This window comes from Gemmatimonas sp. (assembly GCF_041689975.1).
Lineage (GTDB): Bacteria > Gemmatimonadota > Gemmatimonadetes > Gemmatimonadales > Gemmatimonadaceae > Gemmatimonas.
Genome location: NZ_JBDNFF010000116.1, coordinates 1 through 22,895, shown reverse-complemented (window position 1 = coordinate 22,895; position 22,895 = coordinate 1). Strand labels below are relative to the sequence as shown.

Here is a 22,895-nt window from a genome sequence, read left to right as displayed (position 1 = left end):
TACTCCGTGCGGCCATCAGCGCGACTCCAATGGCCAGGATCGCGATACCGATGATCTGCGCGGTCGAGAACCCCATAACCAGCCGGTCATCCTTCGCGCGGAAGAACTCCACGATGAACCGTTCGATGCCAGCCAGGATGCAGTACATGCCGAACAGCCAGCCAGGCAAATGCGCGTGCTTTCGGAAACGCCACAGAATCGCGAACATCACGAACCCCATGATCGTCTCGTACAGCTGCGTGGGGTATACCGCGATCACATCCGTCGGGTTGGTGCCGGCCGGGAACTGCACACCGAACTGCTGTGACATCACCGCCGCCGTGCTTGGCGGGGCGCCCTCGGGAAACTGCGTCGCGAAGAACCCGTTGAACGGACGGCCATAATCGTCGCCCACGGCCCAGCATCCCGTGCGGCCGACCGAGTAGCCGGCGGCGATGCCGATTCCGGCCACGTCGGCGATCTTGAGGAAGCTCAGCTTCTTGTACTTGATCGTCGCATAGCAGAGCGCGACGGAACCGATGAAGCCGCCCCAGAACACGAAGCCGCCGCGGCTGAAGAAGGCCGAGGGGTCGCCCGTGAGTGCCACGTAATACGTCTTCGCCCCGATCAGCGTGCCGATCAGCGCCGCGAGCACGATGTCCGGCATTGCGTCCGCTTCGGCGTTGTGTCCGCGGCGCCAGAACTCGCGCTGACAGACGATCTGCGCGATCACGAACGCCATGAGGACGGCGAGTCCGAATCCGGTCAGTTCGAGGAAGCCGAACTTGAAGACCGTGGGGTGGTGGATGATGGGCGACAATCGAGTACGGAGTACGGAGTAGGGAGTCGGGAGTACGGGGGAGTACGGAGACGGCGCTTATGAAAAGATACCGGGAATCGGTAGGGACGCTTGCGCGGTCATGGTGGGATCGGCCCGCTCGCCGGCCTCGAATCGGAAAAGCCCAGCGGCGGCGATCATGGCGGCGTTGTCGGTGGCTAGCCGTGGCATTGGTGCGAAGACGGTGCCGCGGGGTGCTACGCGCTCGCGAATCGCCTCTTGCAGCGCGCGATTGCACGCCACGCCGCCACCCAGTACTACCCGCGTGCGGCGATGGCGCCGCACCGCCCGCGCTACCTTTTCCGCGAGCGTATCGATGAGCGCGTCCTGAAAGCCTCGCGCAATGCTGGCGCGTTGCTCGTTGAGCACCCCGGCTTTTTCCGCATTGCGCACGGCGTACAGCGCGGCGGTTTTGAGTCCGCTGAACGAGCAGTCGTAATAGTCGTCATCGCCCGGCTCGGACGATTTCCGCAGCATCGGTCGCGCGAAGCGATGCGGATGTGTTTGCGTCGGCGACTCCGCCGCGCGCGCCAGCTCCTCGAGCGGCCGACCGCCGGGATAGGGCAGCCCAAGCAGCTTGGCGACCTTGTCGAACGCTTCACCAGCGGCATCGTCGCGCGTCTGACCGAGCAGGCGATAGCGGCCCCACGCCTCGACGTCGAGCAGCAACGTGTGTCCGCCGCTCACGAGTAGCGCGGTAAACGGCGGTGTGGCCTCGGGGTGCTCGAGTAGCGTCGCGAAGAGGTGGCCTTCGAGATGATGCACCGGAACGACGGGCGTGTTGTGCGTGAACCCGAGTGCCTTGGCGTAGCTCGTGCCCACCAGCAGTGCGCCCACCAGTCCCGGTGCGTGCGTGACCGCGATCGCGTCGAGATCACTCAGTGAGACGTTGGCATCGGCCAAGGCCGTGCGTACCGCCGGCACGATACCGGTGAGGTGTTGCCGGCTCGCGATCTCGGGTACGACACCACCGAACAGACGATGCACGTCCTGCGAAAAAATCACCAGCGATTCGAGTCGCATGTCGGTGGGCGTCCCGTACACCACCGCCGCCGAGGTTTCGTCGCACGACGTCTCGATGCCGAGCACGCGGCGCGGGGCGACGGTTGCACTCACTACGGTTTCGGTTCGGCCAGCAGCGACAGGAGGAGTCGCTGATTGCCTTCCGAATTCCAGTCTTCCGCGCCGATCCACTTCTTGCGAATCACGCCGTCGCGCCCGATCACGAACGTTTCGGGAACGCCGGTGGTGCGATAGATCCCCTGAATCGACCCGTCGGGATCGTGCAGCATCTCGAAGGTGAGTTTGAACTCCTTCGCGAAGTCCCGGATCTTCTGCTCAGCGCCTTCATCATCGATGCTGACGGCGACCACTTTAAGCCCCTTCGGTCCAAGCGCCTGATGCACGGCTTCGATGCTGGGCATCTCGGTGCGGCACGGAATGCACCACGTGGCCCAGATGTTCAGCAGCACGACCTCGCCGCGATAGTTCGTGAGCGTCTTCATGGTCAGCGTGCCCGTGAGCGTCTTGGCGGCGAAGCCCGGCGCGTCGGAGCCCACGGAAATGCTGGTGAGCTCGTCTTTCAGGAAGTGCGATGCCGTGAACGCGCCGCCAACCAGGATGGCCACAATGCCCAATACCACGAGCCACTGTTGTTTGGCGGTCATACCTGCTCCACACAAAGGTTACGAAGCACGGCGATCTCCGCCTGCGGATCCTTGGCGCCGAAAATCGCGTTGCCGGCCACGAACGTATCGGCGCCGGCGTCCCAGCACCGATAGATCGTGTCGCGCGAAATTCCGCCGTCTACCTGCAGCGCGGCGCTACTCTGGGCCTGATCGAGCAGGAGACGGGCGCGCGCGATCTTGTCGATCGAATACTCGATGAACGTCTGTCCGCCATAGCCCGGATTGACGCTCATGATGAGCACCAGATCCACCATGTGCGCGACTTCTTCGATCATGGACAACGGGGTGGCCGGGTTGAGTGCGACGCCTGCCTTGCAGCCGAGTGACTTGATGCGCGCGAGTTGACGGTCGAGATGCGGCGCGGCTTCGGCGTGAATGGTGAGCACATCGGCGCCGGCCTTCACGTAGTCGTCGAAGTAGTTCTCGGGCTCGAAGACCATGAGATGCACGTCGATGACCTTCGTGCTGGACCGACGCGCCGCTTCGATCACCTTCACGCCGAACGAGAGGCTCGGCACGAACCGCCCGTCCATCACGTCCACGTGAATCCAGTCGGCACCACCGGCGTCGCACATGGCAATCTCTTCGCCGAGTCTGCGGAAGTCGGCGCTGAGTACGGAGGGTGCAATACGAACGGTCATGGCGCCGGATGGAGCTGAGGGGTAGAGAGCGTGTCGGCGGGGGAACGTCCATCGCTGATCACGAGTGAGACCGTGCCGCTCGATGCCAGCAGGCTGCCGGCGGGCGGCGTCGTGGCGAGCACGATCCCGGCCGGACTGCTGCTGGCGCGAAACTGTACGTCGCCCACGAGCAGCCCGGATGCGAGCAGCATGTCGCGGGCAGGGCCTTCTTCGAGTCCTACTACATCGGGGACGGGCAGCAGCACGTCCTCCTTTGCCGCGCTGTCAGCCGACTGACTCGCCCGCGCCGCGCTATCGGCCTGTCGTTTCGATGCCTGATCGCGTTCGGCTGCGGTCGGCTCCGGGACCGCGCCACGCGCAATGCTGTCGAGCACTGCCTGCACGGAGTCCACCGCGTTGGCGCGCCCGGGCTCGAGTGTGCGTACGGTGACCACGCCGCCGGCGCCACCGATAGTCAGACCAGCGACGGCCGCGATCGCGCCGCGAATGAGCCACGTGCGCGTCGTCTTCGACATCGACGTGCGCGTGCCGGACTTCTTCGCCGCGGACATTACGCCGTTCTCCGCAACCGCGCTGCGAAGGCGCCGTCGGTGCCGTGCTGCTGTGGCAACACGCGGAGGAGTCCGTTGTCCAGCACCGATTCCGGTACCGTGCCCGCTGGCGGTGGTTCCAATGTGAAGTCGTTGTGCGTCGCGAGGAACGACTCGATCTGATCGTCGTTCTCTTCCAGTTCGAGCGAGCAGGTGCTGTACACCAGCAAGCCGCCTGGTTTCACGATGGCGGCGGCGGCTAGCAGAATCTCGCGCTGCAGCGCCGGTAACACCGCGAAATCGGATACGCGCAGACGCCAGCGCGCGTCGGGATGTCGACGGAAGGTGCCCGTGCCGGTGCATGGGACGTCGATCACCACCACATCTGCCTCGCCGATGGCCGGATGACGCGCATCGCAGACGATCGGGATGAGGTTGGTGGCATCGAGACGACCGAAGCCCGTGAGCATGCGTTCCAGGCGCGCCATCTTGGCGTCGGCTGCGAAGACCAGTCGTGCGCGACGTGAGAGTTCGAGCGCCTTGCCACCGGGCGCTGCGCAGAGGTCGATCACCACTCCGCCTTCCGGCACGTACGCGTATTGCGCCACGAGTGTGGCAGCCGGATCCTGCACGAAGAAGGCGCCCTGCTTGAACGCGCCGAGTTCGGTGAGGGCGACGCCGGGCCCGAGCCGGATCGAGTCGGGCACCAGCGGTACCTCATGCGTGGTCACGCCGGCGCCGGTGAGCATGTCGTCGAGCTGCTCGCGACTCACACCATACGGGCGCACGGTGATCGATGCCGGTTCGTTGTTCACGGCCAGCAGGCGCTCGGTGTCTGCCATTCCCCAGCGATCGACCCATCGCGCGATCACCCATCGCGGATGTGAATACTGTTGCGCCAGCGCTTCCAGCGGTTCCGCCGGTACCGGCGGCTCGATCGTGTCGCGCTCGCGATCGATACGACGCAACACAGCGTTTGCCAGCTTGCTGGCACCGATGCCATGCCGACGCTTGGTGAGTTCGACGGTCTGTCCGATCGCGGCGTAGGCCGGCACGCTGCCCATGCTGAGCAGCTGGTACGCACCAAGGCGCAACAGATCGGCCACGTCGACATCGATTTTGGCGATACCGCCGCGCACGCGCTCGGCCAGTATCGCATCGAGACGGTTGCGCGTGCGCAGCATGCCCCAGAGCAACTCCTGCACCCAGCGACGGTCGCGCGCCTCCAGCGGTGCGACGTAGCGTTCGAACGCCGCGTCGAGCATGGCGCCGTTGCGCAGGTCGGCCAGTACCATAGCCGCGGCGGCGCGTGACTCGGTCACGCCCGGCATGCTGTGCGGCTTGTTCTTGACCATGGCCATCATCGGGTTCTCACGCCGGCTCGAGCAGGTCGCCCACCGACACGCCGCGGCCGCGCGCCAATGACGCGGCGGTCATACGCGGCTTGCCGCTGGGCTGTACATCCATGAATCGCACGGCGCCTTCGCCGCAGCGGACGAGCAGCCCGTTGTCGTCGGCCGAGCGCACCGTGCCCGGTGGACTCGCCAGCGTGGGCTCGTCGAGATCGTCGTTCGTACCATCGCCGACCACGCGCACGCTGAACAGTTTCGTCTCCACGCCGCGCAGACTGGCAAACGCTCCCGGTCGCGGATCGAAGGCGCGCGTGGCGCGCGAGACGCGTTCCGCCGACCAGGTGAAGTCGAGACGGGCCATATCGCGATCGATCTTCGAGGCGTAGGTCGACTGCGCGTCGTCCTGCGCCACCGGTCGTACGATCTGCGCGTCGATCATGGTGAGCGCCTGCACGATGGCCAGCGCGCCGAGCTCCGACAGCCGGTCGTGCAGTTCGCCATAGGTTTCGTCGGATGCGATCGGGGTGCGCAGCACGTGCAGCATATCGCCGGCGTCGAGCGCAGGCACCATCTGCATGATCGTGATGCCCGTTTCAGTCATGCCGTCGAGAATCGCCGCCTGAATGGGTGCGGCGCCGCGCAGGGCGGGGAGGATGGAACCGTGAATGTTGAGCGTCCCGAGGGCCGGCAGATCGATGGCGGCCTTGGGCAGAATGCATCCGTAGGCGACCACCACCGAGATATCGGGCGCCAGCGCCCGCATGGCGTCCAGGAAGTCGTCGCCGCGCGGCTTCTCGGGCTGCAGCACCGGAATGCCTTCGTCGAGCGCGACGCGCTTGACGGGCGACGGATCGAGCTGAGTGCGCGAACGGCCGCGCGGTTTGTCGGGCTGCGTGACGACACCGACCACGTCATGCCCTTCGCCAATCAGCGCGCGGAGCGACGGAACGGCGAAATCGGGAGTGCCCCAGAAGAGAATTCGCACGGGTGGGGCGGTCTCCGGTTATGTCTTCGTGGCGGGTGTGGTAGCGACGCGCTCTTTCGGCAGATCGCCGACGGGGAGCACGCGCAGGAGCTTCGGGTACTTCGCCTTTTCGTACTCCCACTCGCGCATCGCGGCGCGACGCTTGAGCAGACTGAGACGGTCGGTGAACAAGCGGCCGTGCAGGTGATCGACTTCGTGCTGCAGGCACCGTCCCAGCAGTTCGGTGCCTTCGACTTCGTACCAGACCCCGTCGATGTCCTGGGCACGCACGATCACGCGCAAGAACCGGTCGACATCGGCGTACACTTCGGGGATCGACAGACAGCCTTCTTCGCCGCGCACCGAGCCTTCCTTCAGAATGAGCTCGGGGTTGATGACGACCAGACGTGTCTCATCCACCTCGATCACAGCCAGCCGTTCACGACGCCCCACCTGCGGCGCGGCGAGACCGACCCCTTTCGCCTTGTCCATCGTGTCGAACATGTCGTCCACCAGCCGCCGCAAGTCCGGCGTGATCTGCTCGACGCGTTCCGTGTCCTGGCGGAGGATCGGCGAACCCAGGACGTGAATATCGAGCAACGACACGGATACCTCAGACCGCCGGGGTGGAGGAGCCGACGCGCGAAATGCGGCCACGCTCGACGATCACCTTCGACTCGCCCGTCTTGATCGTAATGCGATCTTCCATGCTTACCGCGCCGTCCTTGCCGAGCGTCGCAATAAACACGACTTCGCCCACGAGGCCACCGGCGGTGACGATCTCATCGCCCTTTTTAAGCGCCTGGACGAGCGCGTTGTGCGCCTTCCGCTGGCGCTGCTGCGGCCGGATAAGCACGAAGTAGAAGATCGCGAAGATTGCGCCATACATGAAAATCATGGAAGCGATCTGACTGCTGCCACCCAACTGCAGGGCGGCGAAGCTGGCAAGGACTGAGGAGCTCATGAAGACGTCGATCGTGAGTGATAGCGGGCGAGCCAGTCACGGCTCCAGCCCTGGAACGTGCCGGCCAGAACAGCGACTCGTGCGTCGCGCATCAGCGCAACAAGGAAATGTACATTATGAAGGCTCAGGAGGCGCAGTCCGAGGATCTCTTCCGACACGAACAGGTGCCGGATATAGGCCTTCGAGAACCGGGTACAGGCGGAACAGGTGCACGTATCGTCCAGCGGGGACGGGTCGAGGCGCCAGGCGGCGTTCTTGATGCTCCGGCGGCCCGTGGTCGTAAAAAACGCGCCGGTCCGTCCCATCCGTGTGGGAGCCACGCAGTCGAACAGGTCGACCCCGCGGGCCACGCCTTCCACCAGATCCTCCGGAAAGCCGACGCCCATGAGGTAGCGGGGGCGGTCCGTGGGAAGCGCCTCGTTGACCACGTCCAGCATCGCGTACATGTCGGGCTTGGCCTCACCCACCGACAGTCCGCCGATTCCCAGACCGACCCAGTCGGCGGCGTTCCGGATGGCCGCGGCCGATTCCCGTCGCAGGTCGGCGTGAATGCCGCCCTGCACGATGGGGAAGAGCGCCTGTACTGCTGTCGGGGCGTCGGGGTCTTCCCGAAGCAGCCGATCGAACTCCACGCGGCACCGCTCGAGCCAGCGGATGCTGCGTTCCATGGCCTCCCGCGCCAGCCCCGCTTCGGTCTGTCCCGGGACCACATGGTCGAACTGCATGATCACGTCGGCGCCCAGGTTGCGCTCGATCCGCATGACCGATTCGGGAGTGAATTGCTGCAGCGACCCATCGAGGTGGCTCCGGAACTCGACCCCCTGTTCGGTGATCTTGCGCAGTCCCTCCAGCGAGAACACCTGAAAGCCACCGGAATCGGTGAGGATCGGGCCATCCCAGTGCATGAAGCGGTGGAGGCCGCCCATGGTGCGGATCATCTCGTCGCCGGGACGCAGGCGCAGGTGATAGGCATTGGCCAGAATCATCGTCGCGCCGAGGCGCTGCAGATCCTCGGGGTCGAGCGACTTGACCGAGGCGAGCGTGCCGACCGGCATGAACTGCGGCGTATTCATCACGCCATGGGGCGTCGTGAATTGACCGGCGCGGGCGAGGCCGTCGGTGGAGTCGAGACGAAAGGAGAAGGTCACATTGGCAATCTAATAGTCACTACGTGGGTCTCGAGTTGTGAGTTCAAGTTTCGAGTCGTGAGTTGGTCGTACTCACAACTCCGAACTTCAACTCACGACTCCAAACTCACCGACGATCCGTCAAACGAAGCGAGCGTACTTCAGATGATGCACATGGCGTCGCCGTACGAGTAGAACCGATAATTCTCGGCCACCGCCGTGCGGTACGCGTGCATCGTGAGGTCGTAGCCGGCGAAGGCCGCCACGAGCATGATGAGCGTGGACTTGGGTAGGTGGAAGTTCGTGACCAGGTGGTCGAGGCCATGTAGCGTGGCCGGCGGACGCAGGAAGATGTTCGTGTCGCCGCTGTGCGGGTGAATCACGCCATGCACGTCGGTGGCGGTTTCGAGTGTGCGCACGCTGGTCGTGCCGATCGCCCAGATGCGGTTGCCGCGTGCGCGCACCGCGTTGAGCTGCTGCGCCGTGTCGGTGGTGACTTCGCACCACTCCTCGTGCATCACGTGCTGCGAGGGATCCTCGTCGCTCACGGGCCTGAAGGTGCCGGCACCGACATGCAGCAGCACCTGCGCCATCTCCACGCCGCGCGTGCGGAGCGTGTCGAGGAGGTCGGGCGTGAAGTGCAGGCCGGCCGTGGGGGCCGCGACCGAGCCGACCTGATCGGCGTAGACCGTCTGATACCGAGCGGTATCACTCGTTTCATCGGCGCGGTCGATATACGGCGGTAGCGGCACATGCCCGTACTTCTCGATCGTGCCGGCCACGTCGCCGTTGGTGTGCAAGCGCACGATGCGCGTGTGCCGCGGTGTCGAGTCGACGATCTCGACGCGGAAGTCGGGGGCGATCGTGACCACGCGTCCCGGACGGAGCTTGCCGCCCGGGTGGATCATCGCTTCGTAGTGGTCGTCGTTGATCGGTCGCAGCAACAGAATCTCCGCCGGACCGCCACTCTCCCGCTGTCCCAGGAGCCGCGCGCGGAACACCTTGGTGGTGTTCACCACGAGCGTGTCACCGGCGGGTATCAACTCCGCGATGTCGCGGAACGTGCGATGCGCGATGCTGCCGTCGCGCCGATCGAGCACGAGCAAACGACTCGCGTCGCGCGGCTCGACCGGACGCTGCGCGATGCGCTCCTCGGGGAGTTCATAGTCGTAGTCGGACGTGCGACTGCCCTTGTGGGGCGACGCGCTGGCGGAGTCAGGCATTGAGGTCATGGAAGCGCAGAAAGACAACCGAATCGTCGCCGCCGCGCAACAGTACGACGGGTTTTTTCGTTCAGCGAATGCGGAATTCGGTGTTACGCGCCGTTTTCTTCTGGTTCGACAGGTCCGTCACCTCGACATGCAGTCGGTAGCCGCCCGTCGGCGCCTGCGTCATGTCGAGCGAGAGATACTCCACCAGTACGGGAAGCGCGCTGCCCTGTCGGTCGAACGAGATCGTGAAACGATCGCGCGACTGCTGCTGCGTGCGGCCTACCGCACGTCCGACATTGTCGAGCACGCGCACCGCGAACCCGATGGCACCCTTCCGGTCTTCCCGCTCCACCGTGATGGCCACGCGATACTTCGTCATTCCATCGCGCGGCACGAGATCATACATCTCCCAGAGCAGTCCGAGCGAAGTGCCCTGCGCGATGCTGCCCACGTTCGGGGTCATGGCAACGTCTCGCCACTGCGACGGCGTAGTGACGCCGCTGCGCAGCTCGGGCTTGCTGCCAAGCAGCACGTCGCTCATCCCGAAGCCCACGTTCACGGCCGGAGTCAGGCGCGCCATCGCGCGCGCACCGCGCTTGCTGTCGGCTTGAAGCGCCTCGACGCGGACCACGTTGATACCGGGGCCGAGGCGACGGGTCCACACGCGGTCGAGCGGGTCGTTGGCGCTGTTCGTGGCGAAGGTCGACTGCTCTACCTCGAGGCCACGCACCTTCACGAACTGATCGAAGATCCGAACTTCGAGGTCGACCGGTGCCCGATCGAGGCCGCTGGTGGCAACCAGCGAGTCGATGGGAACGAGCGCAACGATCACGGCATCACTGGAGTCGGCGCCCGAGCGGAAGCGCGCGATCCGCAACGGAATCGTATCGAGCGCTCGGGTGGCCAGCACATTCGACCATGACACCGGTACCGAGTTCTTGATCCGTTCCACGTAATCGCGATCGGCGAACGCGATTCGTGCGTTGCTGAAACCAGGCGGGCTGTCGAAAAAGAACGTCAGGCCGTTGCGGTATGACCAGGTGAGCACATTCCCACCGTCCGGGTTCGTCGTACTCCCAGGGATGTTGACCTCGTAGTCCGGCGGGCCGTAGCGCACATGAATATCTCCGCGATCGCTATCCGCGCCACGCAGATTCAATTCATCGACCGTCCACCGGAAGTCGGCGTATACCACGCGCGCGAGAAACTCGAGACGATGCTCATTCTCGGTTGTGAGGGCGAGCGGATCACTCATTACCCAATACATCGCTTCGAGGCCGCGCTGCTGGGCGGCGGGAAGCGTGGAGTAGCCAAGAGAATCGCCCCCGGTGCCCTGGAGCGCTTTGCCGGGATTCGGACGCAGGATGCGTGTGAAGCGCGTCAGCCGCGCGCTTTCGACGTCGTCCATCAAGACAAAGGCGCTGTCGAAGGCCAACCGTGCCGCGGTTTCGTCGCCGCGCCGATGCTGCGCCAACCCGAGGGCGAGTTGCGCCTGATAGTCAAGAGGAAACTGGCGCGCGCGGGTGCCGGCCGTGCGCCCCATGTCATCCCAGCGATTGCGCTCAGCGTATGCCATGAACAGGTGCCGACTGTAGCGCAGACTGGTGGAGTCCGCACCAACCGATTCCTGGAAGAACGCCAACGCCTTTTCGTAGTCCACCGTCCCGGTCGGCGGTTCGATCTTCTTGGCGAAGCTGTCGATGTAGTCACGCGCTTGGCTGCGATCCCAGTTGTTGGCGCTGCCGAGTTGCACCTTCCGCTGGTCGCTGCTGAGGGCCCGATTGGCGACTCCCTCGTACAGGCGCCACGCGCCCATGCCCATCATGTCGGCCGCATCGGCAAAGCGCAGGCGATCTCCCGTGCGCTTTGCGGCGTCGTAGCCATCGCTGGCCTGTCCGCGCGAGGCAAAGCGCGTCGTGGACACGCCCGACTCGATGTTGAAGCGACTGAGGTCGAGGTGGAAGCGCGCACTGTCGGGCGCAAGCTGAGCGGCTAATCGCAGTGCCGAGTCGGCGGCGATCAGGAGACGGATCTTCTTTTGATCCTTCATGTAGTTCGGATCGCGTGCACTGCGCGCCATGTTCCACTGCAAACGGCCAAGCTGATGCCACGCGGCGGCGTTCCGCTTGTCGGCGCGGACGACCGAGTCGAGGATCGCGATGGCGCGGGCCGTGTCACCGGCAGCCGCGACCGAGTCGGCGAACTGGGGGCTCGAGAGTCGCGGTACCGCCGGTTGGAACGGCGACGTTGCCATCGGCTGGGCCGACAGAGCGAGCGAGGCGACGGCGGACGACAGAAGCACCCCGAGTGCACGCCGCATGGCTCGCACCGAGCGGCCAAACATTGTGATCATTGTCGATAGCTTAGAACAGGGTGGGTTGTTCGAAAGCACCATTGGGAGGAACATAGCCTAGATGGCGATACGCGTGCGCCGTGGCCACGCGTCCGCGCGATGTACGCTGCAAAAAGCCATGCTGAACCAGGAACGGTTCGTACACCTCTTCAATCGTTTCAGAATCCTCGCCGATGGCGGCGGCAATCGTCCCGAGCCCGACCGGACCGCCGTCGAACTTCTCAATGATCGTTTTCAGCAGACGTGCATCCATGTCGTCCAATCCGAAATGGTCCACGTTGTTCAGCTCGAGCGCGGCCTGCGCGACCTCGAGTGTGATGCGACCGTCGGCGCACACCTGCGCGTAATCGCGCACGCGACGCAACAATCGGTTAGCCACGCGCGGGGTGCCACGCGAGCGCTTCGCAATCTCATGCGCGCCTCTCGGGTCCATCTCCACTTTCAGCACTTCGCCCGTGCGACGCACGATCACTTCGAGCTCGTCCACCGGATAAAAGCCCAGCTGCTGCACGATGCCGAAGCGGGCGCGCAGTGGCGCCGTGAGCATACCCAGCCGTGTCGTGGCGCCGACGAGTGTGAACTTCTCGATGTTCATCGAGACTGTCTGCGCCTTGGGGCCATCGGACAGCCGAATGTCGATCCGGTAGTCCTCCATCGCGGGATAGAGGAACTCCTCGATGATCGGGCGCATCCGGTGAATTTCGTCGATGAACAGCACGTCGCCCTCACGCAGATTGGTGAGGGGACCGACGAGATCGGCCGGCTTTTCGAGCGCGGGACCGGACGTCGTGGTGAGATTCACTCCCAGTTCGCGGGCCATGAGGTCGGCCAGCGTAGTCTTCCCGAGTCCTGGGGGGCCGAAAAAGAGCGTGTGGTCGAGCGGCTCCTTCCGGGCGCGCGCGGCGGCGATGGCGATGCCGAGGCTGTCCTTGACCTTTTTCTGGCCGATGAACTCGACCAGGCGCTGGGGGCGAAGGGACAGTTCGACGACACTCTCGTCGGCGTGGGCTTCCGGCGTGGTGATTTCAGCGCGGCTCATGAACAGGAATATACCGTGCCAACCAGGCACGAGCCGTCGACCAAGGGGTATACTGGCAGAGGGCGGCGGCTTTCCAGTCTCCGCATGGTTCAGCGTTCCCGCTCGGATTGCGTAAATTCCGGAAGTGACCCGCGACGCCGTCGCGTGGGTTCCCGTCCGTCCTGTTCCCAGGATTCGCCATGTCTCGTCGTTCGCCTGTTCTGTCGCTAGCCGGAATCTCCGTCGTACTCTTCGCCACGACGGCGTTCACGACGCCTGCGCTATCTGCGCCCGCCCGCCCGTTGCGCACCACGCCCCCGGCTCGCACCGCAGCCGCTCCCGCTGCGCCTGAATCCGCGGAGCCGACCGCTCCCAAGGCACTTGTGGAAGAGGCGGTGAATATCGATTGGCGTGTGCTGGCCGGCCTCGACTACACGAACGGCAAGTCGACCGACACGCTAAAAAAGCTCGAGGGCAAGTTGGTCCGGATTCCGGGCTTCGTCGTACCGCTCGACGACTTCCAGGAAGATGGTGCCGAGTTCCTGCTGGTGCCGTATTATGGCGCCTGCGTGCACACGCCACCGCCGCCGCCGAATCAGATCGTCATGGTCGAGATGAGTGGCAAGAAGGCGATCAAGCTCAATCTGTTCGATGCCGTCTGGATGTCGGGCCGCCTCAAGATTTCCTCGGTGGAGAGCCCGTACGGCACGGTGGGCTATCAATTGGAAGGACTCAAGGTCGAACCCTACTCGTCGAAATGAGCCAAGGAGCCACAGGGGCAGTTCCTACCGGTGCTGTTCCCAACGGGACGCCGGCGGTCGAGCTGTCTGCAGTGCGCTTTTCCTACAAGAAAGGACGCGACGTCCTGGCGATCGCCTCGCTGACGATCGCCCGCGGCGAGACGGTGTTTCTGCATGGGCCGAGTGGCAGTGGCAAAACCACGCTCCTCGGTCTTCTCGCAGGCGTACTGCAGGCGACCAGCGGCAGCGTGCGCGTGCTCGGTCAGGACTTTTCGACGATGTCGGGCGGCGCGCGCGATGCGTTTCGGGCGCGGCATCTGGGCTACGTGTTCCAGATGTTCAACCTCATCCCGTATCTCCCGGTGCGGGAGAACATCCTGCTCCCCGTTCGGCTCGAGCCCGCGCGTCGTGAGCGTCTCGGCGGCCGTTCTCTCGATGACGCGGTGCGCGACATCGCGTCGCAGCTCGATATCGGCCAGTACCTCGATTCGCCGATTTCGGAACTGAGTGTAGGGCAGCAACAGCGGGTTGCCGCGGCCCGCGCGTTGATGGGTAGCCCCGAGGTCGTCATTGCCGACGAGCCCACCAGTGCGCTCGACACCGACCGGCGTGAGCAGTTTCTCGAGCTGCTGTTCGCGTCATGCGCGAAGGTCAACGCTACGCTCGTGTTTGTGAGCCACGACCATACACTGATGCCGCTGTTCTCGCGCACCGTGGAATTGATGGAGATCAATCGTGCGGCGACGGTCGGAGCGGACGCATGATGTTGTTGCGTCTGGCCCTCACGTCGTTGCGCAGCCGTCTCCTGACCACGTCGCTGACGGTGGCCTCGATTGCGCTGAGCGTCACGCTGTTGGTCGGTATCGAAAACGTACGCGCCGGCGTGCGCGACAGCTTCGCCGGCACGATTCGCGGTGTCGATTTGATCGTGGGCGCACGCGGCGGCACGCTACAGGTGTTGTTGAGCGCGGTGTTCGGTATCGGCTCGCCGTCGGGCTCGGTCAAATTGTCCACGATGGAGCGCTGGAAGGCGCACCCGGCGGTGAAGTGGGTCGTGCCCTACTCCCTCGGCGATAGTCATCGCGGCTTCCGCGTGGTCGGCACGACGCCCGAGTTCTACGAGCGCTATCGCTTCCGAAAAGATGGACGGATCGTGTTCGTGTCTGGACGCGCCGCAGCTTCCGACACGGAAGTCGTGATCGGCAGTGATGTGGCGGAGAAGCTCGGCTACACGATCGGCACGCCAGTGGTCGTGGTGCACGGGCTCCGAGATATCGGCACGTCGAGTCATGAGGCGCACCCGTTCCATGTGGTCGGGATTCTCGGGCGCACGTTCACGCCGATCGATCGGTCAGTGTACGTGACGCTGGAGGGGATCGAGGCGATGCATGCACCTGAGACTGCGGTTGCTGGGATTGCTGGGTCGTCGATGGCGTCGGCGGAGGGTGCAGGGGGGAGGGTTTCAGGAGGGAGGGGGCAGGGGGTAACGGCGCTGGCGGCGCCTTTGGCGGCCGAGAAACTGCGCGCGAAGAGCGCGAAGGCGGCGGCGATTGTGGCGGCGAATAAAGCGCGGGCGGTGGCGATGGCGCCGCCGACGGGAACGCCGATGGTGATGCCGGGGGCAGAGCCGCCTCCGGGGATCCCAGTGGGGACGCCGCTGGTGATGCCGGGGGCGGAGCCGCCTCCTGGCGCGATGCCGGAGGTGAAGCGGGCGGCGGAAGAACAGAAGGCGGCGGCGGCGGTGAGCGAACCCGTGGCGGCTGAACTCGTGGCGTCCGAGCCGGCGCACGATCACGGTGACGATCAGATCACGGCGTTCTTTGTCGGGACCAGGAATCGATTCGAAGCACTGATGCTGCAGCGCGAAATGAACACCGATCTGGTGGAGCCGCTTACGGCGGTCATTCCTGGTGTGGCGCTCGGCGAGCTGTGGCAGAATATCGGCAGCGCGGAAGTGGGGCTGCGGGTGATCGCGATCTTTGCGGTGGCGATCGGTTTGACCGGTATGCTGGTGGCGCTGTACTCGTCGCTCGAAGCGCGTCGTCGCGAGATGGCGATTCTTCGCGCGGTGGGCGCCGGTCCGCGCATGATCATCTCGCTGCTCGTGCTCGAGAGTGGTCTGCTCGCGCTGCTCGGCTGCGTCATCGGCGTGGCCGCCGTGTACATCGGCTTGTTCGTGGCGCAGGGGCCGATCGAACAACGTTTCGGCTTGCATCTCGCTTTGCATCCACTCCGCTCCACGGAGTGGACGTATCTCGCAGTCGTTATGGGTGCCGGCCTCATGATCGGCTTCGTGCCGGCGTGGAAGGCATACCGCACGTCACTCGTGGACGGGTTGAGTCCGCGGGCCTGACGCACCGCTCACCACCACATTTTCTACCACATACCAGAATTTCGATGCGTTCCTACTCTGTTTTCGCTTTTCTGCTCGCGGCAACGGCATCCGCTACGGTATCGGCCGCCGCGCAGCCCGGTCGCGGCCCGGCATCGGTGGCCAAGAACATTCAGGCGCTGCCGGTCGACCCGGCGCCGTCGTATGTCCGGAAGGATGCGCCCACGGACCCCGTTATCCTGAAGCTGTGGGAAGAGGGCATGCAGCGTTCGCAGGCCGGAACGTTGGCGCAGCAGCTGCTCGATTCGGTCGGCCCGCGTCTCACGGGCTCGCCGAACATGAATCGCGCGCAGGATTGGCTGCTTGCTACGTACAAGCAGTTTGGAGTTTCTGCGCGCAAGGAACAGTACGGCACGTGGAACTCGTGGAAGCGTGGCGCGGCGTTTGCGCAGCTCACGGCGCCGCGCGTGAAGGCGCTCGAGATCAACATGCTGTCGTGGAGCGGCAACACGGCCGGCAAATGGGTCGACGCTGAAGCGGTGGTGGTGAAGCCGTATCAGTCGCCCGAAGAATTCGCGGCGTGGTTGCCGAGTGTGAAGGGCAAGATCATACTGGCGTCGGCGCCGCGTCTCACCTGTCGTCCGGCGGCACAGATCGCGGAGTTCGCGATGCCGAGTACGCAGGCGACGCTCGACTCGATGCAGCGTGATCTGTCGGCCACATATCAGGGCGCGACGCAGCGCGTGCCGACGTTCTACAGCGACGTGAAGGCCGCCGGTGCGGTGGCGGTATTCGAATCGAACTACTCGCAGTATCCCGGTGTGAACAAGATTTTCGGATCGCCGCGCAACGCGGCGCTTCCTACCTTCGATGTGGGCTGCGAAGACTACGGCATGCTGTTCCGCCTCGCGCAGAACAGCCAAGGCCCGAAGGTCCGTCTGATGGCGGAGTCCGAAGCGCTCGGTGACAAGCCGGTGTTCAACGTGATCGCCGAGATCAAGGGTGCCACGAAGCCCGACGAGTACGTGGTGCTTTCGGCGCACTTCGACAGCTGGGAAGGTCACTCGGGCGCGACCGACAACGCGACGGGCTCGATCACGATGATGGAAGCGTTGCGCATTCTGAAGACGGTGTATCCGAAGCCGTCGCGCACCATCGTGGTCGGTCACTGGAGCGGTGAAGAGCAGGGCTTGAACGGCTCCGGCTCGTTCACGGCCGATCACCCCGAAGTCATAAAGGGATTGCAGTTCGCATTCAATCAGGACAACGGTACCGGTCGCGTGGTCAGCACGGGCCCGGGGCTGCATCCGGAGAACGGACCGCGTCTCGCGCAGTACATGAACCAGATGCCGTCGCAGCTCACGCAGTACATCCGTCTCTCGGGTCCGTCGGGTATCGGCGCCGGATCGGACGACGCGTCGTTTCGCTGCTGGGGCGCACCGGCCGTCGGTCTCGGCGCACTGAACTGGGACTACAGCAACAGCACTTGGCACACCAATCGCGATTCGTTCGACAAGATCATCCTCGATGACCTGAAGCACAACGCGACGCTCACCGCGATGTTCGTGTACCTGGCAAGCGAAGACGCGGAGAAGAGCTCGCGTGTGCTGGTCGATCCGATTCCCGGTGGACGGCCGGGGCAGGCGATCACGATCCCGAGCTGTGGGAAACCGCAGCGGGATGCGAGTCAGTATCGGCGATAGAGAAAGATTGGCGCGAGTCCGAGAGCGTCACGTGGGTTTGGAGTTTTGAGTGAAAGTTTGGAGTCGTGGGTTGAACTCAGAACTCCGAACTTCAACTCAGCACTCCGAACTCACGTGAGCCTAGGTCGCAGCAAACCGACCTAGCTGCCCTTCGCCGTCAACCGACCCAACGCCCCTCGCACCACCACACTGACATCCCCCACAGCGCCTCCGTCCATCACGCTGCGTACGGCACGATCGGCGTCGAGCTGGTTGTAGCCGAGCGCGATGAGGGCGCGAATGGCGTCGTCGGCCACGGGACTTGCAGTGACGCCGACGGCTGTGGGCGCGTTGCCGATGGTGTCCATCTTGTCGGCCAGATCGAGAATGATCTGCTCGGCCTTCTTCCGACCTACACGCGGTACGCGCATGAGGGTCGTGATGTCCTTCTCACGCAGCGCACGCACGACGCGTTCCGGCGTGAGCGCCGACAGGATGCCGAGTGCGAGCGCGGGGCCAACGCCTTTGGCCACGAGCAGCCGCTGAAACACCGCGCGGTCGTAGCGATCGGAGAAGCCGTACAAGTGCCACGCGTCTTCGCGCACGGCGAGGTGCGTGTGCAGTGTGACCGTGGCCCCTTCCTTCGGCAATGACTCGAACACCGAGAGCGGAATGAGGCACTCGTAGCCCACACCGCCCGATGTGAGAATCTCCACACGATCGAGTTCGCGATGCACGAGCGTGCCGGACAGCAGTGCGATCATTTCACGAGCTTGGCGAGGGGAATGCGCATCGGCGGCAGCTCGGGGAGCTTCGGTCCCGATGACATGAGACAGGCGCACAATGCGGCGGCGACTCCGTCGGCGGCGTCGGCGGGTTGCGGCGCCGACTTGAGACGCAGCAGGCGCGCCACCATGAACTGCACCTGTTCTTTCGTGGCGCCGCCAGTGCCGGTGATCGTTTTCTTGATCTCGGCCGGCGGATACTCGACGATCGTGAGCGCGGATTTTTGCGCGGCCAGCAGGATCACGCCGCGTGCGTGGCCAAGGACGATCGTCGTGCGCACGTTCTTGGCGTAGAACACGTCTTCGACGGAAATGGTGTCGGGACGATGACGCGCGATCAGTTCCTCGACCCCTTCGTGAATCTCCAGCAGGCGTTGCGGGAGTGGGTCCTTCGCGGTGGTGCGAATGACACCGCATTCCACGAGAGTGGCGGTGCGGCCGTCGAAGGCGACTACACCGTACCCCGTGACGGCGGTGCCCGGATCGATCCCGAGCACCAGCGACGGGCTCACGCGTCGGCCATGGCGTCGTCGTCCATCTCGAAGTTCGCATCGACTTTCTGCACATCGTCGAGCTCTTCGAGCGCCTCGAGCAGCTTCATGAGCTGTTCCGCGGCCTGGCCTTCCACCTTCACCGTGCTCTTGGGTACCCATGCGAGTTCGGCGTCGGCCACCTTGTACTTCTTCGACTCGAGCCCTTCCTTCGTCGCGTGCAGCGCACCGGGATTGGTTGTGATCGTGAACTCGGTATCGTCACGTACCACATCATCGGCGCCGGCTTCGAGCGCGGCCTCGATGAGCGTATCCTCGTGCACTCCCTCGGCGCCCACGGACATCTGTCCCTTCCGCTCGAAGAGATAGGCCACGGAATTGCTCGATCCCATGTTGCCGTGGTTGCGCGAGAGCTTGTGCCGCACGTCGGCCACGGTGCGCGTGGGATTGTCGGTGACTGCCTGGATCATGATGGCGACGCCGCCGGGACCGTACGCTTCGTAGAGCACTTCGACGTAGTCCACGCCTTCGAGTTCACCGGTACCCTTCTTGATCGCGCGGTCGATGTTGTCCTTCGGCATCGATACCGCTTTCGCGTTGTCGATGGCCGTGCGCAGTCGCGGATTGCCGCCCGGATCACCGCCGCCAAGTTTGGCGGCCATGGTGATTTCACGAATCAGCCGCGTAAAGAGCGCGCCGCGCTTGCTGTCAGTCGCGGCCTTCGCACGCTTGATCGTCTTCCATTTGCTATGTCCTGCCATCGCCCTGCCCCGTTGATGCGGATGGTAACATCGAACTGATGACGCGGAAAATAATGCTGAGAGGGTGAGGAGTGTGAAATCGGAGTGGGTCGTTCGCAGGAAAAACCCCACTACCCAGTACCCAAGACCCATGACTTCAAGCCAATAGCCCATGGCGTTCGGGCTGTGGGCTCTTGGCTCGGGGTTTGAGGTGGTGGGCGGTGGGCAATGGGTGCAAATGCGGGTGAAGACCCTCCCGACTCCCTACTCCTCCAACACATCCTCGAACCGACTGTACCGGTTGTCGAAGTACAGATCCACATATCCCTTCGCTCCATCCCGGTGCTTCAGCAGCAGCAGCTCGGCCGCTCCCGAGACACCGTGATCGGTTTCGTACAGCTCCTCGCGATACAACCCTAGGACCAGATCGGCGTGAGTCCCGATCGCACCGCCGAGTCCGAAATCGGTGAGGCGGGGGCGACGGTCGTGTCGGAGGCGGTCGAGCTGGGGGAGGTGGGTGGTGAGCAGGAGCGCCACATTCCGCCGCATCGCGAGTCGTTTGAGGGAGAGCACCGCGAAGCCCAGTGCCTCGTCGCGTCCCGAGTCACGATCCAGCAGGCACTCCAACGAATCGACCAACACCAGCGATGCGTCCGGCGTCGCTTCCACCGCGTGATCGATCGCGTCCAGCGTCCCCGACGTGATCGTTTCGATGACCGGTGCGCGGTCGCGCAAGGTCACCGCGGCCGTGGCGAGCGTGGCGCGCTCTTCCTCTGTCACCGCGCCCAGGCGCAGCGATTCCAGCGATACTTTCGCTGCCATCGCGAGTGCGCGTTCGTAGGCGCGCTCGGCGTGCATTTCGCCCGTGAGGAACAGCGCACGGGGCGATACGCGGAGGGCGATAGCGAGACTGAGCGCCGAGCAGCCGGCGCTGTCGTCTCCTCCGACTACGACCAGGTCGCCACGACGGAAGCCACCGCCGATGGCGCGGTCGATCGAGGGGAACCGTGTGGGCACGATACCCGGGTCGACATCACCGAGACTGGCCCGGTCGAGCCGTGCTACGACCCGGGTAAGCGGTGAGATGTCGGTGGGACGCGTCATGATCCGGCGAGTTGGCGCGCGAGTTTCTCGAGTTCCTGCACCGACGCGCCGTCGAGGTGCGTGCCGGCGGCCGCGACGAGACTACGGATCGCACCGGCCACCTGGAGCGATGTGCCGGTGGTCGATTCGACACAGCGGGCAAACGGCACGCGCGTGGTCGCGGGGAGTGCCAGCGAGGCCAGCCACACCTTGGCGGCCGCGACGCGGGTAACCCGCTCGCCGGGATGGAGCGCGTCGCCGGTCATCACGCCCAGCGCGAGCCGGGCCGTCATGAGCGCCGCCAATGCGACTTCACGTCCTCCGCCCAGCGGCAAGCGTCCGGCGAGCGACGCGAGAGCAGGGAAGGGGAAGCGGAGCGGTTCGAGCGCGTAGGGAAGGGATTCAGCGTGCACGATCCGAATGTAACGCGTCCGATTGCGTCTGGTGCGGGGCAGGGGGCGGGCGCCGCTGGACCGTGGTCCTGCCGCCCAGGTACCTTACGGCATGGCGCTGATGGCAAAAACGATTCTTTGGGTGGACGACGAAGCGGAGCTTCTCGAGCCGCATCGACTCCTGCTCGGAGACAAGGGCTATCACGTCGACACGGCGACGAACGCCGATGACGCGCTCGAGCTCTTGCGACGGCGCCCGTACGATCTGGTGCTGCTCGACGAGCAGATGCCGGGCACCCGCGGATTGGATGCCTACAAGGACATTCGCGAGATGCTGCCGACCATGCCCGTCGTGATGGTCACCAAGAGCGAGGAGGACGCGACGCTCAAGGAAGCGATCGGCGCGAACATCCGCGATTACCTCGTGAAGCCGGTCACGCCGCGTCAAGTGCTCACGGTCATCACGCGCATCCTCGAAGGTCCGCTGATCCGCTCGCAGGCGCTGGCCCGCGCGTTCGTGGAACGGTTTCGTGCCATCGAGTCGGAGCGCTACGCCGGACTCGATTGGCGCGGCTGGGTCGAGCGCTTCGCGGAGCTGATGCAGTGGGACGTCGATCTTGCCGACGCCGGCGAACTCGGGCTGCACGAGTCGTTGCGCGGGTTGTATCCCGACATGCACCGCGAGTTCGCCACATTCATGCGCACGGAGTATCCGCGCTGGCTGCGCGAGCTCGAAGGTGACCGGCCGCCGCTCTCGGTGGATGTCGTGACCGAGTTCGTGATGCCGGTGCTGCTGCGCGATCGCAAGGCGATCTTCGTGGTGATCGATTGCTTGCGCGTGGATCAGTGGCGTGTGCTGGAGCCGCTGCTGGCGCCATTGTACGACGTGGAGACCACGCACTATTACTCGATCTTGCCGACCGCTACGCCGTATGCGCGCAACGCGCTCTTCAGTGGGCTGTTCCCCGCCGAGATCGCCGCGCGCTTTCCCGACTGGTGGGGCGAGAAGGACGACGAAACGCTGAACATGCACGAGCGCGATTTGCTGGTGGCGCACCTCGAGGAGCTGCAGGTCAAGGCGCCCGTGCGCTATCATAAAATCACGACCGCTGCCGACTCGGACGATCTCGAACGCCATCTGCCGGGCGCGATCGCGGGGGAAGGCATCCACGCGTTCGTGTTCAACTTCGTGGATATGCTCACGCACGGCCGCAGCGAATCGATGATTCTGTTCGAGGTCGCGCGCGACGAAATCGCGTTGCGGGCCATCACCAGGCAGTGGTTCGAGCGGTCGGCGCTGTTCACGCTGCTCAAGGAAGCGTCGCGCCGAAATATCTCGGTGGTGATCACCAGCGATCACGGCGCGCTGCATTGCAATTCGCCGGCAACCGTGTTCGCGAAGCGCGACGCCACCGCCAACCTGCGCTACAAGTTCGGCGAGGATCTGCGCGCCGAACGCCCGGAGCAGGCGCTGTTGTTCACCAACCCCGACGATCTGCGTCTGCCGCATCGTGCACCCGGCACCAATACGTTGATGGCGGCCGGCGACACGTTCTTCGTGTATCCCACCAAACTGCGCGAATACCAGAGCCGGTACCGTGGATCGTTCCTGCACGGCGGCGTCACGCCCGAGGAGTGCATCCTGCCCGTGGCACTGTTGACGCCCAAGCGATGAGCGGTACGCGATGAGCGTAACGCAGGAACTGTGGGGAAGGTTATGGGGCTTTGTGCGTCCGCACCGCTCGAAGCTGGTGGGCGTCGTGTCGCTCAACCTGCTCGCCGCCGTGTTCGACGTGTTTTCGTTCACGCTACTGATCCCGTTTCTGAACGCGCTGTTCGAGCAGCCGCAGCTCATTCCGGGCAACAAGGTCGTGTCGGCCATTCTTGGCACGACCATCGGCTTCCTGCTGGATCCGTCCGACCAGATGGGATCGCTGCGCAATGTCATCATACTGGTGCTGCTGGCGGTCACGCTCAAGAACGTC

At 64.5% G+C, this 22,895-nt stretch carries 23 protein-coding genes and 1 pseudogene; 6 read left to right on the top strand and 18 right to left on the bottom strand.

Going from position 1 to position 22,895, the window contains the following annotated elements; genetic code table 11:
- The 13 genes from ACESNG_RS08120 to ruvB form a co-directional block, all read right to left on the bottom strand.
- Nucleotides 1–799: prolipoprotein diacylglyceryl transferase (locus ACESNG_RS08120; protein WP_373068495.1), on the bottom strand; the 799-nt coding region annotated here is incomplete at its 3' end.
- A 57-nt stretch (nucleotides 800–856) separates the two neighbouring features.
- Nucleotides 857–1,933, bottom strand: coding sequence for a tRNA (adenosine(37)-N6)-threonylcarbamoyltransferase complex transferase subunit TsaD (tsaD, locus tag ACESNG_RS08115; protein WP_373061902.1), 1,077 nt, complete (start codon nucleotides 1,931–1,933; stop codon nucleotides 857–859).
- Complete coding sequence (locus tag ACESNG_RS08110; RefSeq protein WP_373068493.1) at nucleotides 1,933–2,484, bottom strand: peroxiredoxin family protein; 552 nt, start codon at nucleotides 2,482–2,484, stop codon at nucleotides 1,933–1,935. Before ACESNG_RS08110 ends, tsaD begins: the two co-directional genes overlap by 1 nt.
- Nucleotides 2,481–3,146, bottom strand: a complete 666-nt coding sequence (rpe, locus tag ACESNG_RS08105; RefSeq protein ID WP_373068491.1) for a ribulose-phosphate 3-epimerase — start codon at nucleotides 3,144–3,146, stop codon at nucleotides 2,481–2,483. Before rpe ends, ACESNG_RS08110 begins: the two co-directional genes overlap by 4 nt.
- Nucleotides 3,143–3,697 (bottom strand): PASTA domain-containing protein, encoded by a 555-nt coding sequence (locus tag ACESNG_RS08100; protein ID WP_373062377.1) that lies wholly within the window; start codon nucleotides 3,695–3,697, stop codon nucleotides 3,143–3,145. The genes rpe and ACESNG_RS08100 overlap by 4 nt, the downstream gene beginning before the upstream one ends.
- Nucleotides 3,697–5,040: a 16S rRNA (cytosine(967)-C(5))-methyltransferase RsmB gene (gene rsmB, locus ACESNG_RS08095; RefSeq protein ID WP_373068489.1), complete on the bottom strand. Its 1,344-nt coding sequence runs from the start codon at nucleotides 5,038–5,040 to the stop codon at nucleotides 3,697–3,699. Before rsmB ends, ACESNG_RS08100 begins: the two co-directional genes overlap by 1 nt.
- A gap of 7 nt (nucleotides 5,041–5,047) precedes the next feature.
- On the bottom strand, nucleotides 5,048–6,013 hold the full coding sequence (gene fmt, locus ACESNG_RS08090; RefSeq protein WP_373062373.1) for a methionyl-tRNA formyltransferase: 966 nt from the start codon (nucleotides 6,011–6,013) through the stop codon (nucleotides 5,048–5,050).
- A gap of 18 nt (nucleotides 6,014–6,031) precedes the next feature.
- A complete protein-coding gene (gene def / locus ACESNG_RS08085) occupies nucleotides 6,032–6,598 on the bottom strand; it encodes a peptide deformylase (RefSeq protein WP_373062371.1) in 567 nt (188 codons plus the stop codon).
- A gap of 7 nt (nucleotides 6,599–6,605) precedes the next feature.
- The gene (gene yajC / locus ACESNG_RS08080) at nucleotides 6,606–6,956 is read right to left on the bottom strand and encodes a preprotein translocase subunit YajC (protein ID WP_373062369.1); all 351 of its coding nucleotides are present in this window, start codon (nucleotides 6,954–6,956) and stop codon (nucleotides 6,606–6,608) included.
- Nucleotides 6,953–8,104: a tRNA guanosine(34) transglycosylase Tgt gene (gene tgt / locus ACESNG_RS08075; RefSeq protein ID WP_373062367.1), complete on the bottom strand. Its 1,152-nt coding sequence runs from the start codon at nucleotides 8,102–8,104 to the stop codon at nucleotides 6,953–6,955. The genes yajC and tgt overlap by 4 nt, the downstream gene beginning before the upstream one ends.
- Before the next feature lie 140 nt (nucleotides 8,105–8,244).
- Nucleotides 8,245–9,306, bottom strand: a complete 1,062-nt coding sequence (gene queA, locus ACESNG_RS08070; protein WP_373062365.1) for a tRNA preQ1(34) S-adenosylmethionine ribosyltransferase-isomerase QueA — start codon at nucleotides 9,304–9,306, stop codon at nucleotides 8,245–8,247.
- A 70-nt stretch (nucleotides 9,307–9,376) separates the two neighbouring features.
- Nucleotides 9,377–11,647, bottom strand: a complete 2,271-nt coding sequence (locus ACESNG_RS08065; protein WP_373068487.1) for a GWxTD domain-containing protein — start codon at nucleotides 11,645–11,647, stop codon at nucleotides 9,377–9,379.
- Between the two features lie 10 nt (nucleotides 11,648–11,657).
- Nucleotides 11,658–12,686 carry a Holliday junction branch migration DNA helicase RuvB gene (ruvB, locus tag ACESNG_RS08060; protein ID WP_373062361.1) on the bottom strand — a complete coding sequence of 343 codons (1,029 nt, stop codon included), beginning with the start codon at nucleotides 12,684–12,686 and terminating at the stop codon, nucleotides 11,658–11,660.
- 179 nt (nucleotides 12,687–12,865) lie between these two features.
- Between ruvB and ACESNG_RS08055 the strand changes: the two genes are divergently transcribed.
- The 4 genes from ACESNG_RS08055 to ACESNG_RS08040 are packed head-to-tail and all read left to right on the top strand — an operon-like array spanning nucleotide 12,866 to nucleotide 17,440.
- A complete protein-coding gene (locus ACESNG_RS08055) occupies nucleotides 12,866–13,426 on the top strand; it encodes a DUF3299 domain-containing protein (protein ID WP_373062359.1) in 561 nt (186 codons plus the stop codon).
- Nucleotides 13,423–14,169 carry an ABC transporter ATP-binding protein gene (locus ACESNG_RS08050; RefSeq protein ID WP_373062357.1) on the top strand — a complete coding sequence of 249 codons (747 nt, stop codon included), beginning with the start codon at nucleotides 13,423–13,425 and terminating at the stop codon, nucleotides 14,167–14,169. Before ACESNG_RS08055 ends, ACESNG_RS08050 begins: the two co-directional genes overlap by 4 nt.
- A complete protein-coding gene (locus ACESNG_RS08045) occupies nucleotides 14,166–15,758 on the top strand; it encodes an FtsX-like permease family protein (protein ID WP_373062355.1) in 1,593 nt (530 codons plus the stop codon). The genes ACESNG_RS08050 and ACESNG_RS08045 overlap by 4 nt, the downstream gene beginning before the upstream one ends.
- 44 nt (nucleotides 15,759–15,802) lie before the next feature.
- Nucleotides 15,803–17,440: a M28 family peptidase gene (locus ACESNG_RS08040; RefSeq protein ID WP_373068485.1), complete on the top strand. Its 1,638-nt coding sequence runs from the start codon at nucleotides 15,803–15,805 to the stop codon at nucleotides 17,438–17,440.
- A 140-nt stretch (nucleotides 17,441–17,580) separates the two neighbouring features.
- Here the strand turns inward: ACESNG_RS08040 and ruvA are convergent, their stop codons facing one another.
- The 5 genes from ruvA to ACESNG_RS08015 form a co-directional block, all read right to left on the bottom strand.
- A complete protein-coding gene (gene ruvA, locus ACESNG_RS08035; RefSeq protein WP_373062351.1) occupies nucleotides 17,581–18,183 on the bottom strand; it encodes a Holliday junction branch migration protein RuvA in 603 nt (200 codons plus the stop codon).
- Nucleotides 18,180–18,716: a crossover junction endodeoxyribonuclease RuvC gene (gene ruvC / locus ACESNG_RS08030; protein ID WP_373062349.1), complete on the bottom strand. Its 537-nt coding sequence runs from the start codon at nucleotides 18,714–18,716 to the stop codon at nucleotides 18,180–18,182. Before ruvC ends, ruvA begins: the two co-directional genes overlap by 4 nt.
- Nucleotides 18,713–19,456, bottom strand: a complete 744-nt coding sequence (locus ACESNG_RS08025) for a YebC/PmpR family DNA-binding transcriptional regulator (RefSeq protein ID WP_373062347.1) — start codon at nucleotides 19,454–19,456, stop codon at nucleotides 18,713–18,715. The genes ruvC and ACESNG_RS08025 overlap by 4 nt, the downstream gene beginning before the upstream one ends.
- Before the next feature lie 243 nt (nucleotides 19,457–19,699).
- The gene (locus tag ACESNG_RS08020; RefSeq protein ID WP_373068483.1) at nucleotides 19,700–20,539 is read right to left on the bottom strand and encodes a DnaB-like helicase C-terminal domain-containing protein; all 840 of its coding nucleotides are present in this window, start codon (nucleotides 20,537–20,539) and stop codon (nucleotides 19,700–19,702) included.
- Nucleotides 20,536–20,931 carry a hypothetical protein gene (locus tag ACESNG_RS08015; protein WP_373062343.1) on the bottom strand — a complete coding sequence of 132 codons (396 nt, stop codon included), beginning with the start codon at nucleotides 20,929–20,931 and terminating at the stop codon, nucleotides 20,536–20,538. Before ACESNG_RS08015 ends, ACESNG_RS08020 begins: the two co-directional genes overlap by 4 nt.
- Nucleotides 20,932–21,022: 91 nt before the next feature.
- Here ACESNG_RS08015 and ACESNG_RS08010 point away from each other — a divergent pair, with 91 nt between their 5' ends.
- Together ACESNG_RS08010 and ACESNG_RS08005 are read left to right on the top strand one after the other, a co-directional pair.
- The gene (locus ACESNG_RS08010; RefSeq protein ID WP_373062341.1) at nucleotides 21,023–22,585 is read left to right on the top strand and encodes a response regulator; all 1,563 of its coding nucleotides are present in this window, start codon (nucleotides 21,023–21,025) and stop codon (nucleotides 22,583–22,585) included.
- Between the two features lie 10 nt (nucleotides 22,586–22,595).
- Nucleotides 22,596–22,895, top strand: a pseudogene (locus tag ACESNG_RS08005) (hypothetical protein); the annotation flags it as partial.